Raw genomic sequence first — 13,483 nt, forward strand, 5'->3', positions numbered from 1 at the left:
AGCGGTGTGAGGCGAAAGCTGATCGATCAGACGGTACCGATCTCCCCGCCATCATTACGCTGGATCACCACCGTCGAAGCCCGTGGCCGCACCGAGGTGCCGGTCGGCGTGACATCGGTGGCCTTGTCGGTGGTCGGCCAGTTGTCCGGGTGCTGGATGTTGACGAACATCGTCTTGTTGTCCGGGGTGAAGGCGATGCCCGTTACCTCGCAACCGTTCGGCCCGACGAAGAAGCGACGCAGGTCCACCTGGTTGGTGGCGTTGACCGGGATCTGCTTGCCGTTGGCGTCCACCAGGTCGGTGGGGATCACCGCCAGCAGCTGGTCGTTGGTGTAGCTGGTCAGGGTGGCCTCGCCGTTGTCGGTCTCGAACCACAGCACGCCGCGGCTATCGAAGCTCATGCCGTCGGGGCTGGCGAACTGGTTGAGTTCGGTCAGGCCCGAGCGGTTGATGTCCGGGGCACCGGCGGCGTTGGCGCCGAACACGAAGATGTCCCAGGTGAAGGTCTTGTGGTCGTCGCTGTCGTGCCAGCGGATGATGTGGCCGTGGCGGTTCGGGCCACGCGGGTTGGCCGCGTCGACCTTGGCGGCGGTGCGCGCGCTGTTGTTGGTCAGGGTCAGGTAGACGTCGCCGTTGAGCGGGTTGACGGCGGTCCACTCCGGGCGGTCCATGGGCGTGGCGCCCACGGCGTCGGCAGCGCCACGGGTGTTGAGGATGATGCCTGGCAGGTCGCCGAACAGCGCGCCGAGGGTGCTGCCGCCGGTGGTCGGGGTGGCGACGTCGAGCAGCAGCCAGGCGCCGGTGCCGTTGGCATCGAAGCGGGCCACGTAGAGCTTGCCCTTGTCCAGGTACTTGGCGCCGGTGGCCAGGCGGTTGGCCGGGTTGGCGTCGGCCGGATCCCACAGCGCGTCGGAGACGAACTTGTACAGGTATTCGTTGTTGGAGTCGTCACCGGTGTACCAGACCAGCGGCTTGCCGGCCACCGGCAGGCCCGGGCAGCAGCCTTCGTGGCGGAAGCGGCCCAGGGCGGTGCGTTTCACCGCCAGGGTGTTGCTGGTGTAGGGGTCGATCTCGACGATGTAGCCGTAGGTGCTGGCTTCGTTGCGGAAGTCGTCGGTGGCGCTGGCGCCGGTCGGGGTGATGTTGAAGCGGGCGAACTCATCGGCCACTTCGCTGGCGTCACCGGCGGCGGTTTCCCACTTGTACTGGCCACTGCTGGAGGAAACGCCGATCCGCACCTGGTCGGCCGGGCGCGTGCCTTTGTTGACGAAAATGCCCGGCCAGTTCTCCTCGCAGGTCAGGTAGGTGCCCCACGGGGTGTAGCCGTTGCCGCAGTTGTTGTTGGTGCCGCGGCACTGGGTGCCGGTGGGCGAGAACTTGGTCTTGACGTGGTCGGTGCCGCGCAGGGGGCCGGCGATGTCCATCAGCGAGACGGTGGTGAAGCGGCGGTTGAGCGGGTCGTTGTCGACCACCTGCCAGCGCCCGGCGACCTTGCTGATGCGCACCACGCCCGCGCCATGGGCGTTGATCTCCTTGCGCACCTCCTCGACCGGGCGCTTGCCGGCGACGGTGGTGGGGCCGGCCGGGTGCAGGGCGGCGGTGTCGATGTACTCGAAGTTGATCGCCAGCAGGCCATCGCTGGAGCTGCCGTTGATGGGGAAGAAGTGCATGCCGTCGTGGTGCATGCCCATGGCGTTGGCCTGGTCGGTGGAGGTGTTGCTGCCGTCGGCCTTCCATGGATTGGCGGTGGCGTTCAGCGGCGTGCCCCAGGGCGCCAGCACATAGGCGCTGTAGCCGGCGGCGACCACGCAGGCATCGGTGCGCGAGCCTGGGATGGAGTTGAAGCCCAGCTTGAGTTTCGGCTTTTCCGGTTCGGGAGTTGTCACGGGATCGTCGTGATCGGAGCCGCCGCCGCCGTCGAAGCAACCGGTCAGGCCGGTGCCGGCGATCATGGCGATGGCGGCGCCGAGGCTGCCGCGCACCACGGCGCGACGGCTCAGGTAGGTGTCCATGACACTGGCCATCGGCAGGTTGCCGCTCAGGTTCCGGTCCAGGTTATCGCCGGTATCTCGACTCATCAGGGTGTCCTTTTTTTGGCTGAGTTGAAGGAAACCGCGACTGTAGACGGCAAGTATGTCGATTGATTGGCAGAAATGTTAAAGGGCGTTTAAAACGCGCTGCTATTACTAAAGGCCTAATCAACGCTGTTTTGGAATTAACAGCGGATTTCTGCCATCAAACTGTCACGCCAACGCCGCAATATCCGGGTCCCAACGTGAACAGGGATGGCGGAGTCGATGGCAAGCAGTGTGGGCAGGCGCGAGGTGATCGGGTGGATGGGCGTCGGTGCGCTGGCGCCGCTGCTCGGCGCCTGTTCCGCGCTGCCGGGGCCGCGTGGCGGCAGCGACCGGGCGCTGGACCTGCTGTATGTGGCCGACACCCTCGATGCCCGCCAGCCGGGCCAGGCCGTGGTGCCGGCCACGCGCCTGGGGCCGGTCAGCCACCTGGGCCGCGCGCCGTGGATGAGCGGGCCCAATGCCAGCGCCGGGCAGCCGGAGCTGGCGCCGTTGCTCGACGCGGGCTTCTCCGGTCAGGCCCGTACCGGTGGTTACGCGGTGCTGGCTGCGCTACTCGAACAGTTGCGCGTCGAGGCCGGCAGTGAGCAGTGCCTAACCCTGGAGAACGGCCAGTGCTGGAACGGCAGTGGCCTGGCCTACCTCACCCAGGGCGAAAGCGGCGTGCAGGGCAGCCAGCTGCTGGGCAGCGAGGCGCGGGTCAGCAGCGATGAGCGGGTGCTGTGGCCGCAGCGCAGCGCCGGGCTCTATCGCCAGTCTTCTTCTATTACCCTCGGCGCCGGACTTGCCGACACCCAGGCCAAGGCGCTGGGCGTTGAAGGCGTCAAGGTGTTCCAGCGTGCAGGCGTGCGCATTGCGGTGGTGGGGGTCACCGACCCTTACGCCCAGGACCAGAAAGCCTCCCTGAAACAGTGGTACCAGTCCCTTCAACCGAGCTTCCAGCAGGCCCGGCGCGAGGCCGATCTGGTGGTGGCGCTGGCGGATGTCGGTACCGGCCCCGGGCTGTGGCTGGCCGAGCGGGTGCCGGAAGTGGATGTGCTGCTGTGCGCCCGTGGCCAGGACCTGTGGCCCGTGCCGGTTCTGGCGAGCCAGGCCAGTGGCCGGCGGGTGCCGGTGCTGTTCGCCGGCTGCCGGGCCAGTGGCGCGTTTCGCCTGCGTTGCCGCCAGGTCGCTGGCCAGTGGCAGTTCGAGGCGCGTTTTTTTCCGGCCTTCGAGCACAGCCTCGGTCCGCAGGCCCAGGCCCGCGCCAGCCAGCTGCGCGGCGAGCTGCAACGCCAGCGCAGCGGCCACGCCGCCTGGCTCGACCAGCCCCTGGCCCGCGCCCCCGAGGCGCTGTGGCGCCGCGATACCCGTGGCGGCAGCTGGGACCGCGTGCTGCACCAGGCCCTGGCCGACGATTCGAGCATGCCGGTGCTGCTGCCCGGCCTGCGTTACGACTACCCCTTGCGAGCAGGCGAGTCGATCACCCGTGAGCACCTCATCAGCCTCACCGGCGGCTACCCCGCGCCGGTGGTCGAAGCCCCGGCGCGTCAGGTCGAACAAGTGCTGGAGAACGCCGCCGAGCAACTGTTCGGCGACCCGCTGCTGCTGGACAACAGCCAGGACCTGCCGCGCTGGCAAAGCCAGGACTGGCAGGTGAGCTACAGCCCCAACGGCAAGCGCATCATCGGCCTGCAGCCGGTGGAGGGTCTGTGCCGCACCTTTGGCCTGCACTTCGATGCCCAGGCCGGTGTACCGCTGTGGCAGACCCTGGAGGCCTGGCTGACCCGGCAGACGCCGGGCTGGGCGTTGGCAACCCTGCAATTGCCGGCGGTGCGCTACGTCCAGGGCCACCCGGGCTGGCACCCGCACCAGGTGGCGGCGTGATTTCGCGCCTGGTCACCTTCGCCTTGCTGACCCTGGCCGGTTGGCTGGCGGCGCAATGCGTGCTGCTGCTCAGCCGCCAGCCGCTGCCGGCCACTGCGCCCGTTCAGACGGGCGTCGCGCTGCCGGGCCTGCTGGTGGAGCACTGGCAAGCCCCCGTCGATGACGGAAGTATCCCCATCACCCGCCTGCCCCTGGCCTACCTGGGCGGGCTCAAGGCCCAACCGCTGTCGGCCAGCGTGGTGGTGCTGCGCCACGGCCAGCAGGTGCGCACCCTCGGCCGTGGCCAGCGCCTGGCTCCGGGCATCGTGCTGCAGGACATCGACGCCGATGGCCTGATCTTCGACAACAACGGGCGGCGCGAGCGCCTGCCCTGGCCACCACGCCCCGCCGTGACCGGCTTCAAGCGCCAAGGATAAATGATGATCGCAAGGTACTGTCTGGCCGGGCTGCTAGTGCTTGGCATGTCCCTGGCTCGGGCCGAAGAGCCGGAAGTGTTCGCCGACGATGGCACGCCGCTGTACGAGGTCAATTTCGTCGACACCGAGCTGGGTGAGTTCATCGACAGCGTGTCGCGCATTACCGGCACCACCTTCATCGTCGACCCGCGGGTGCAGGGCAAGGTCACCGTGCGCACGGTCGATCGGCATGACGCCGACGCCATCTACGATATCTTCCTGGCCCAGCTACGGGCCCAGGGCTTCGCCGCCGTGGACCTGCCCAACGGCAGCGTGAAGATCGTTCCCGACCAGGCCGCGCGCCTGGAGCCGGTGCCGGTGGAAAGCGCCGGCAAGAAGTCCGAGGGCAGCGATGGCGTGGCCACCCGCGTGTTCAATGTGCGCAACGCCGCCAGCGAGCAGATGCTCGGCATCCTCAAGCCACTGATCGACCCGCGGGTCGGTGTGATCACCCCGTACCCGGCCGCCAACCTGCTGGTGGTCACTGACTGGCGCAGCAACCTGGAGCGTATCGACAGCCTGCTGCGCCAGCTCGACCAGGTCAGCGACGAGCCGTTGCAGGTCATCCCGCTCAAGCACGCCAGCGCCGCCGACACCGCGGGCCTGGTGACCCGCCTGCTGGCCCGCGAGCAGGGCAGCGATGCCGCCCAGGTGGTCGCCGACCCGCGCAGCAACGCCTTGCTGGTGCGCGGCAGCGCCGACAGCCGCGAGCGGGTGCGGGCCTTGCTGGCCCAGCTCGACCGGCCCGGCGACAACCTGCGCAGCAGCAATACCCAGGTCATGTACCTGCGCCACGCCAACGCCGCCGAAGTGGTCAAGGTACTGCGCGGCCTGAGCCAGGCCGGCGCTGTGCCGGCCGCCGAAGGCGAGGGCAAGGACGCGGCGCCGGTGCCGGCGGCCAGCGACTCGGGGATTCGCCTGGAGTACGAGGAGGGCACCAACGCCGTGGTGATGGTCGGCCCGGACAGCGAGCTGGCGGCCTTTCGCAGCATCGTCGAGCAGTTGGACATCCGCCGGGCGCAGGTGGTGGTCGAGGCGATCATCGCCGAGGTGTCCGACAGCAGCGCCCAGGAGCTGGGCGTGCAGTGGCTGTTCGCCGACGAGAAGTTCGGCGCCGGCATCGTCAACTTCGGCGGCAATGGAGTGAACATCGCCAGCATCGCCGGGGCCGCCAGCAGCGGCGACAACGAAAAGCTCGGCAAGCTGCTGTCGGCCACCACCGGCGCCACCGCCGGCATCGGCCATATCGGTGGCGGTTTCAACTTCGCCATGCTGATCAATGCGCTCAAGGGCAAGAGTGGCTTCAACCTGCTGTCCACGCCGACCTTGCTGACCCTGGACAACGCCGAGGCGTCGATCCTGGTCGGCCAGGAGGTGCCGTTCGTCACCGGCTCTGTCACCCAGAACAACGCCAACCCCTACCAGACCATCGAACGCAAGGAGGTGGGGGTGAAGCTGCGCATCAAGCCGCAGGTCAATATCGACAACAGCGTGCGCCTGGACATCGTCCAGGAGGTGTCGTCGATCGCCGATTCCAGCGCCGCCAGCGACGTGATCACCAACAAGCGCGAGATCAAGACCAAGGTGATGGTCGAGGACAACGGCCTGGTGATCCTCGGCGGGCTGATCAGCGACGAGCTTGCCACCAACAACCAGCGCGTGCCGCTGCTCGGCGACATTCCCTACCTGGGCCGGCTGTTCCGCTCCGACGCCAGCAAGAACACCAAGCAGAACCTGATGGTGTTCATCCGCCCGCGCATCCTGCGTGACGGCGAGAGCCTGGCCGACCTGAGCCAGCAGAAGTACCAGAGCCTTCAGCAAAACACCCCGCTCAAGCCACCGGCGCTGGCCGAGGGCCTGCCGTTGCTGCAGGTGTTCCCCTCCAGCCGCGCGCGCCTCGAAGGCGGTGACTGGTGATGCTGCCCTATCGCCTGGCGCGCCAGAGCGGCGTGGCCATGGCGCCGATCGAGGGTGGCTGGCAGCTGTGGCTGCGCGGCGACGCCGACAGCGACCAGTTACAGGAGCTGTTGCGCGTGCATGGCCTGCCGGCCAGCCTGGAGCGCCTCGACGGCGCGCAGTTCGACGAGCGCCTCGGCCAGCTCTACCAGGCCGGCGAGGCGGCGACCGAGGCCTTGATCGAAGGCATTGGCGAGCAGGTCGACCTGGACAGCCTGATGAGCGAGATGCCGCGCATCGAGGACCTGCTGGAAAGCGACGATGAAGCCCCGGTGATCCGCCTGATCAATGGCCTGTTCGGCCAGGCCTTGCGCCTGCGCGCCTCGGATATCCATATCGAGACCTTCGAGCAGAGCCTGGTGGTGCGCCTGCGCGTCGACGGCCACCTGCGCGAGGTACTGCGCCCGCCGCGGGCGCTGTCGGCGATGCTGGTGTCGCGGATCAAGGTCATGGCCCGGCTCGATATCGCCGAGAAGCGCCAGCCCCAGGACGGCCGCATCACCCTGCGCGCCGCTGGGCGCGAGGTGGATGTGCGGGTCTCGACCCTGCCCGGCATCCATGGCGAGCGGGTGGTGATGCGCGTGCTCGACAAGCAGGCCAGCCTGCTGGCGCTGGACAACCTGGGCATGCCCGCCGCCGTGCTGCGCGGCCTGCGCGGTTGCCTGGCGCGGCCCAACGGCATCGTGCTGTCCACCGGCCCCACCGGTTCGGGCAAGACCACCACGCTGTACGCCAGCCTCAACAGCCTGAACGACGGCAGCCGCAACATTCTCACCGTCGAGGATCCGGTCGAGTACGCCATCGCCGGCATCGGCCAGACCGCCATCAACCCCCGCGCCGGGCTGACCTTCGCCAGTGGCCTGCGTGCAATCCTGCGCCAGGACCCGGACGTGATCATGCTCGGCGAGATCCGCGACCAGGAAACCGCGCAGATCGCCGTGCAGGCTAGCCTCACCGGGCACCTGGTGCTGTCGACCCTGCACACCAACAGCGCCGTCGGCGCGGTGACCCGCCTGCGCGACATGGGCATCGAGCCGTTTCTGATCGCCTCGTGCCTGCGCGGCGTGCTGGCCCAGCGCCTGGTGCGGCGCCTGTGTGCCTGCGCGGTGGCCCAGCCACTGCAAAGCGCCGAGCGGGAGCTGTGGCCGGAACTGGGTAGCCTGCGCGAGAGTTATCACCCGGTTGGCTGCGAGCATTGCCAGGGCAGTGGTTATGTCGGTCGGCTGGGGCTGTACGAATTCATCGAGCTGGATGCCGGGCTGGTCGCCTTGCTCTACGACGGCGAGAGCGAGCTGGCCATGCAGGCCTACCTGGATGGCCGTCGGCAGAGCCTGGTGGCCATGGCCAGCAATTGCCTGGCCCGTGGCGAGACCAGCCTGGCCGAAGTGCTGCGCGTGGTGCAGGGCTGAGTATGCCGACCTATCGCTATCAGGCCTTGGACATGAACGGCAAGGCGCACAAGGCCAGCGTGCAGGCCGACAGCGAGCGGCATGCGCGCCAGTTGCTGCGCGAGCAGGGCCTGTTCGCCCGGCAGTTGCAGCGCCACGACAGCGCGCAGCCCCGTCGCCAGCGCCTGACCCGCGCCCAGCTGTGCGAGCTGACCCGCCAGCTGGCGACCTTGATCGGCGCCGGCATTCCACTGGTCGACGCTCTGGCCACCCTGGAGCGGCAACTGCGCCAGCCGGCCCTGCATGCGGTGCTGGTGACCCTGCGTGGTTCCCTCGCAGAAGGCCTGGGGCTGGCCCGTAGCCTGGCACGCCAAGGCGCGCCGTTCACCGGGCTGTACTGTGCGCTGGTCGAGGCCGGCGAGCGCTCCGGGCGCCTAGGCCAGGTGCTGGCGCGCCTCGCCGATCACCTGGAGCAGGTCCAGCGTCAGCGCCACAAGGCACGCACAGCGCTGATCTACCCGGTGGTGCTGATGGGCGTGTCGCTGGCGGTGGTGGTCGGCCTGATGACCTTCGTGGTGCCCAAGCTCACCGAGCAGTTCGCCCATTCCGGGCAGAGCCTGCCGTTCATTACCTCACTGCTGATCGGCATCAGCCAGGGGCTGGTGCATGCCGGGCCGTACCTGCTGGCGCTGGCGATCGGGCTGGCCGTGGCCGGCGGCTGGCTGCTGCGCAAGCCGCACTGGCGCCTGCGCCGCGACGACCTGCTACTGCGCCTGCCGCGTGTCGGCGCGGTGTTGCAGGTGCTGGAGAGCGCGCGCCTGGCGCGCAGCCTGGCGATTCTCTGCGGCAGTGGCGTGGCCTTGCTCGAAGCCTTGCAGGTGGCCACCGAGACGGTCGGCAACCTGCGTATCCACGCCGCCATGGCGCAGGTACGCCAGCAGGTGCAGGGCGGCACCAGCCTGCACCGGGCGCTGGACGGCGCCGGCCAGTTTCCGCCGCTGCTGGTGAACATGGTCGGCAGCGGCGAGGCCAGCGGCACCCTGGCCGACATGCTCGAGCGCGTGGCCGATGACCAGGAGCGTGGTTTCGCCCGTCAGGTGGACACCGCCATGGCGCTGTTCGAACCGCTGATGATCCTGGTCATGGGCGCGGTGGTGCTGTTCATCGTGCTGGCGGTGCTGCTGCCGATCATGCAGCTCAACCAGGGATTGCAACTGTGACAAGGAGACCTCTCATGCAACGACGACGCACCCGCCAACGTGGTTTCACGCTGATGGAAATCATGGTGGTGATCTTCATCATCGGCCTGCTGATCGCCGTGGTCGCGCCCAGCGTGCTGGGCAACCAGGACAAGGCCATGAAGCAGAAGGTCATGGCCGACCTTGCGACCCTGGAGCAGGCGCTGGACATGTACCGCCTGGACAACCTGCGCTTCCCCAGCAATGAACAGGGCCTGGCGGCGCTGGCGAAGAAACCGACCCAGGAACCGCTGCCGCGCAGTTGGCGCAGCGATGGCTATATCCGTCGCCTGCCGGAAGATCCGTGGGGCACGCCGTACCAGTACCGCATGCCCGGCGAGCATGGCCGGGTCGATGTCTATTCGCTGGGCGCCGACGGCGTACCGGGCGGCGAAGGGCTCGATGCCGACCTGGGCAACTGGGCGCTCTGAAATGCCTGCCCGAAGTGAGTGCAACTGCGTGGGAGCGGGCTTGCCCCGCGATGGCAATGTTGGCCATGCCACCGCCATCGCGGGGCAAGCCCGCTCCCACGCTGTCGCGATCCAACAACGCGGCTTCAGCCTGCTCGAACTGCTGGTGGTACTGGCCATCGCCGCGCTGATGACCAGCCTGGCCGTGGCCTGGCTCGACAGCGGCAGGAGCAGCGTCGACCAGGCCCTCGACCGCCTGGCCGCCGCGACCGTGGCCCAGGCCGACCTGGCGCGCCATGCCGGGCAACTGCGAGGGATGCGTTGGAACGGTCAGCGGCCTGAGTTCGTGCGCCGCCAAGGTGATCAATGGCAGGTGGAATCCGTGGCCTTGGGCGATTGGCCCAAGGGCCTGCGCCCGGACTGGCCAGCCAGCCAGGCTCCCGCGCTGCTGTTCACCCCCGATGGCTGGGCCCGCCCGGGCACTGTGCGCTGGCGCTGGGCCGAGGGCGGCCGGCGTTGGGACTGGGATCGCAGCGGCCAGTTGCGGGTGAGTGTGATGCCATGAAACGCGAGCAACGCGGGTTCACCTTGCTGGAGGTAAGCGTGGCCTTGGGCATCGCCGCAGTCCTGGCGGTGATCACCAGCCAGGTCCTGCGCCAGCGCCTGGCCGTGCAGGACACCGTGCAGCAGCATCGCCTGGGCCTGCTGTGCGCCCGCGAGCTGCAGGCGCGTTTTGCGGTCGAGCAGTACTGGCCGGCGACCAACCAGGACAGCGGTGTGCTGGTCGAGGGCGGGCAGGCCTGCCATTGGCAGCTGCAACTGCGCCGTACCGGCGTGCGCGACCTGCGCCGTGGCGAACTGCTGCTGCATGCCGACCGCGACCAGCGCCTGCCGCTGGGGCAGTACACCGTGTTCCTGGAGCGGCCATGAAGCGGCGCCAGGCGGGCATGACCCTGATCGAACTGCTGGTGGCCCTGGCCCTCACTGCCTTGCTCGGGGTGTTGTTGTCGGCGCTGGTCAACGGTTGGCTGAAGGTGCGCGAGCGGCTTGACGAGCAGGTACGCGAAACTGGCGTGCTGGATTTCTGCCTGGCCCTGGAGCGGCGTTTCGACAGCCCGGTGCTGCGCCGCCTGTATGAACAGCGCCTGCCGCTGGCGCCGCGCTGGCTCGACTGGCAACCCGATCGCCAGCAACTGTTGTGGGTCGCCGCCGCCGCCTGGCCGCAGGCCGAAGGTGGCTCGCGCCTGCAGCGCCAGCGCCTGCGTTTCGAGCCCCGCGAGCAACGGCTGCTGCTGGAGACCTCGGCTGACCTGTATGCCGCCGCGATGCCCCAGTGGCTGGTGCGCGAGCGGTTGGAGCGGGTCAGTGCCCTGAGCATCCTCTACCACCAGTCCGGTCGCTGGCTGGCCTGGCCTTCCGATCAATCGGCGCACCCTGGGCGTGGTGTGCGCGTGGAGCTTGTGCGTGATGGAGCACCCTATGTCTGTACCTTCGTTCTGCCCTGGGGGCGTTCATGAAGCTTGAATGGCGTCGCCGGGCGTCGCCGCAACCCTGGCTGCTGCTGCGCCCGGGTGTGACTTGGGACTGGTTGCTGGTCGAGCGCGGCCAGGCGGTACAGGCTGGACAGGGCCAACCACCTGCCGGGCTGGGCGCACGCGTCGCCCTGATCGTGCCTGCCGAGCACTGCAGTCACTTCCAGGTGCCCGCGCCGCCCGGGCTCAAGCGCGAGGAGTGGCCTTTGCTGCTCGAAGACAGGCTGGCCCAGGCGGTGGATGAGGTCTACTGCGCCTGTGTCGGGCGTGCGCCCGGTCAGTTGCGTCTGGCGGTGCTGGCGCGACGCTGGCTGGACGATTGGCGTGCCCAATGCGATGCGTGGGCCTTGCAGGTGGAGCGCTGCTGGGTGGAATTCCAGCTGCTGCCTGAGCGAGACAATGTCTGGCATCGTGGCGAGACGACTCTGCGAACAGGCATCGGCAGTGATGGCCGGGCACATTGGTTGGCCTGGCCTCGAATGTTGGACATCGAGCCGCCGTTGGATTGGCAGGAGAGCGCGCCAGAAACCCTGGAGGGGACCTGGCCATCGGCGCTGGCCGATCTTGACCGTGTGCCTGCCTTGTTCGAAAACCGCCGTGCCCGACCGCGCCCGCAACTGGCCGTGTCGCAGTGGCGGCTCGCTACCGCCTGCCTGGTGCTGGCCGTGATCTGGGGGGCGATGTGGGGCGCGCAGCAATGGCGTCAGGCCAAGCTGTACCGCGAGCAGGTCTTGGCGGTGACCGCTGCGCCGGCCACCCCGCGTCAGGCCGCCCAGGCTCTCAAGCGTCTGCGTGACGAGCAGAGTGAGCGTGAGGTACGCCTGCGTCGACTCGAAGCGTTGCAGGTACAGGTGCATGAGTGGCTGAGCAGCCATCCCGGCTGGCAGCTGCGGGCGGTGCGCTTCGATGGCCAGCGTTGGCACCTTGAGCTCGAGGGCGAAGGGGACACGCCGCCCTGGTCGGCAATGGCCACGGCCCTGGGCACGCCGGTGCAGGTGGAGGAGGGTGCGCATCGCGTGGTCTTCGACCTGGGGGCGACATCGTGAGCCGGCGTCATCGGCTGTGGCTGGCCTGGGGGCTGGTGGGCGTGCTATTGGCGTTTCTGGCATTGCGCGAAGGCTTGGGCCTCTGGCGTGAGTGGGCGCAATGGCGTGGCTTGGCCGAGTCGGTGGCGGGGCTGCGCGAGGGGCCGCCGCTGAGCCTGGAGCGCTTGCGTCAGTCGGCCCAGGCCCGCCACATCGATATCGTCGAGGTACAGCCCGACGGCGCGAGCTGGCAGGTACGCGGCAAGGTGATCGAGCCTCAGGCCCTGCAGGGGTGGTTGCAGGCATTGCGCGAGGACGGCGCGCAACCGCTGCAATGGGGGCTGGTGCGCGAAGGGGATGGATTGCGCTTCGATGTGCAGGTCTTGCCATGAGTCGCCGGGCCGGTGCCTGGCTGAGCCTGGTGTTCTGTCTGACCTTGCTGGCCCAGTGGCCGGCCCGCTGGCTGGGCCTGCCGTTGCAGGGCGTCACGGGCAGCCTGTGGCAGGGGCAGGCGGCACGCCTGGGCGTGGTCGGCCCGTTGCGCTGGGACCTGAACCCGTGGCGCATGCAGGCACAGGTCTGGCTGGGGTTTCAGGGGCAGGGCTGGCAGGTGCGCGTGGGCGGTTGGCCCTGGCACTGGCAAGCCGAGATCGAGGCCCTGGGGGCATGGCCCACTGTGGCGCAGTCGCTGCGCCTGGGTGGCCAGTGGCAAGGGAGGATGCAGCTGAAGGTGGCTGGGCGTCAGTGTCGGCAAGCACAGGGGCGGATCACGGTGAACGACCTGGCACTGGTCGAACCCTGGTCGCTGGGGCTGGGGCGAGGGACGCTCGAAATGCATTGCCAGGAAGGCTGGCGGCTGTCCGGGAAGCTGGAGTTGCCGGATCAGCACCTGCTGGTGCTGGACGCCGACCTGCTTGGGCGTCGGGCGACGGTGACGGTCGAGGTACAGCCTGAAGCCGCGCTGACGCCGGTGTTGCGTGGAGTGCAGTGGCTAGGGGCCGAGGCGCTGAGGGAGCAGCGGGACGTACGCTGGTGATCTCGGGGCCATCTCAAGGAGATTTTCTTGAGTCTGAAACTGCGATGTAAGAAAGCTCTGGTGTTTGCGGGCAGATGATCACCACCTTGTTCGTTTAAGTAAAAATACAATCTGCGTAGTCTGGCTGCTCTTGTCTGTGTCGTAGGTATGGATCATCCGGATGCGGAGTTCGTGCCTACGCCTGACCTGTCCCATCATGCAACCAAGAATATTGTTCATGCCCAGACAGTCGGACCTGCGCTTCAGTTTCCAGCCCCTGGTGGGCCGCGCCGAATTCGAAGTGGTGTCGTTCAAGCTCGAAGAAGCGCTGAGCACGCCCTTCCAGTTGCACCTGGAACTCGTCAGCCACCAGGACGACATCGATTTCGGCCAACTGCTCGACCAGCCCGTGCTTTTCACCCTCTGGCGCGGCCAGCACCCGCTGCGCCATGTCCACGGCCTGGTCAGCCGCTTCAGCCAGGGCGACAGCGGCTTTCACCGCACCCGCTACCATGCCCTGGTC

Annotated in this window: 14 protein-coding genes; 13 read left to right on the forward strand and 1 reads right to left on the reverse strand. The window is 68.3% G+C overall.

The window, feature by feature from the left end; genetic code table 11:
* Positions 1 to 26: 26 nt before the first annotated feature.
* On the reverse strand, positions 27 to 2,078 hold the full coding sequence (locus N5D48_RS23620; protein WP_279888427.1) for a PhoX family phosphatase: 2,052 nt from the start codon (positions 2,076 to 2,078) through the stop codon (positions 27 to 29).
* 219 nt (positions 2,079 to 2,297) lie between these two features.
* On the opposite strand from N5D48_RS23620, the gene N5D48_RS23625 reads away from it, so the two are divergent.
* The 13 genes from N5D48_RS23625 to N5D48_RS23685 form a co-directional block, all read left to right on the forward strand.
* Positions 2,298 to 3,941, forward strand: coding sequence for a lipoprotein UxpA (locus N5D48_RS23625; protein WP_279888428.1), 1,644 nt, complete (start codon positions 2,298 to 2,300; stop codon positions 3,939 to 3,941).
* Positions 3,938 to 4,357 (forward strand): pilus assembly protein PilZ, encoded by a 420-nt coding sequence (locus N5D48_RS23630; RefSeq protein WP_279888429.1) that lies wholly within the window; start codon positions 3,938 to 3,940, stop codon positions 4,355 to 4,357. The genes N5D48_RS23625 and N5D48_RS23630 overlap by 4 nt, the downstream gene beginning before the upstream one ends.
* Before the next feature lie 3 nt (positions 4,358 to 4,360).
* The gene (gene gspD, locus N5D48_RS23635; protein ID WP_279888430.1) at positions 4,361 to 6,313 is read left to right on the forward strand and encodes a type II secretion system secretin GspD; all 1,953 of its coding nucleotides are present in this window, start codon (positions 4,361 to 4,363) and stop codon (positions 6,311 to 6,313) included.
* Complete coding sequence (locus N5D48_RS23640) at positions 6,313 to 7,761, forward strand: ATPase, T2SS/T4P/T4SS family (RefSeq protein WP_279888440.1); 1,449 nt, start codon at positions 6,313 to 6,315, stop codon at positions 7,759 to 7,761. Before gspD ends, N5D48_RS23640 begins: the two co-directional genes overlap by 1 nt.
* Positions 7,762 to 7,763: 2 nt before the next feature.
* Positions 7,764 to 8,960 (forward strand): type II secretion system inner membrane protein GspF, encoded by a 1,197-nt coding sequence (gene gspF, locus N5D48_RS23645; RefSeq protein WP_279888431.1) that lies wholly within the window; start codon positions 7,764 to 7,766, stop codon positions 8,958 to 8,960.
* Between the two features lie 14 nt (positions 8,961 to 8,974).
* Complete coding sequence (gene gspG, locus N5D48_RS23650) at positions 8,975 to 9,409, forward strand: type II secretion system major pseudopilin GspG (protein ID WP_279888432.1); 435 nt, start codon at positions 8,975 to 8,977, stop codon at positions 9,407 to 9,409.
* 1 nt (position 9,410) lies between these two features.
* Positions 9,411 to 9,953, forward strand: coding sequence for a type II secretion system minor pseudopilin GspH (gene gspH, locus N5D48_RS23655; protein ID WP_279888433.1), 543 nt, complete (start codon positions 9,411 to 9,413; stop codon positions 9,951 to 9,953).
* Positions 9,950 to 10,318: a type II secretion system protein gene (locus tag N5D48_RS23660; RefSeq protein WP_279888434.1), complete on the forward strand. Its 369-nt coding sequence runs from the start codon at positions 9,950 to 9,952 to the stop codon at positions 10,316 to 10,318. The genes gspH and N5D48_RS23660 overlap by 4 nt, the downstream gene beginning before the upstream one ends.
* Entirely contained in the window at positions 10,315 to 10,905 is a 591-nt protein-coding gene (locus N5D48_RS23665; protein WP_279888435.1) for a prepilin-type N-terminal cleavage/methylation domain-containing protein, read from the forward strand. The genes N5D48_RS23660 and N5D48_RS23665 overlap by 4 nt, the downstream gene beginning before the upstream one ends.
* On the forward strand, positions 10,902 to 11,966 hold the full coding sequence (locus N5D48_RS23670) for a type II secretion system protein GspL (protein WP_279888436.1): 1,065 nt from the start codon (positions 10,902 to 10,904) through the stop codon (positions 11,964 to 11,966). Before N5D48_RS23665 ends, N5D48_RS23670 begins: the two co-directional genes overlap by 4 nt.
* Entirely contained in the window at positions 11,963 to 12,337 is a 375-nt protein-coding gene (gene gspM, locus N5D48_RS23675) for a type II secretion system protein GspM (RefSeq protein WP_279888437.1), read from the forward strand. Before N5D48_RS23670 ends, gspM begins: the two co-directional genes overlap by 4 nt.
* Positions 12,334 to 12,981: a general secretion pathway protein GspN gene (locus N5D48_RS23680; protein ID WP_279888438.1), complete on the forward strand. Its 648-nt coding sequence runs from the start codon at positions 12,334 to 12,336 to the stop codon at positions 12,979 to 12,981. Before gspM ends, N5D48_RS23680 begins: the two co-directional genes overlap by 4 nt.
* Positions 12,982 to 13,198: 217 nt before the next feature.
* Positions 13,199 to 13,483: contractile injection system protein, VgrG/Pvc8 family (locus N5D48_RS23685; protein WP_279888439.1), on the forward strand; the 285-nt coding region annotated here is incomplete at its 3' end.

This window comes from Pseudomonas sp. GD03858, from assembly GCF_029840925.1.
GTDB lineage: Bacteria > Pseudomonadota > Gammaproteobacteria > Pseudomonadales > Pseudomonadaceae > Aquipseudomonas.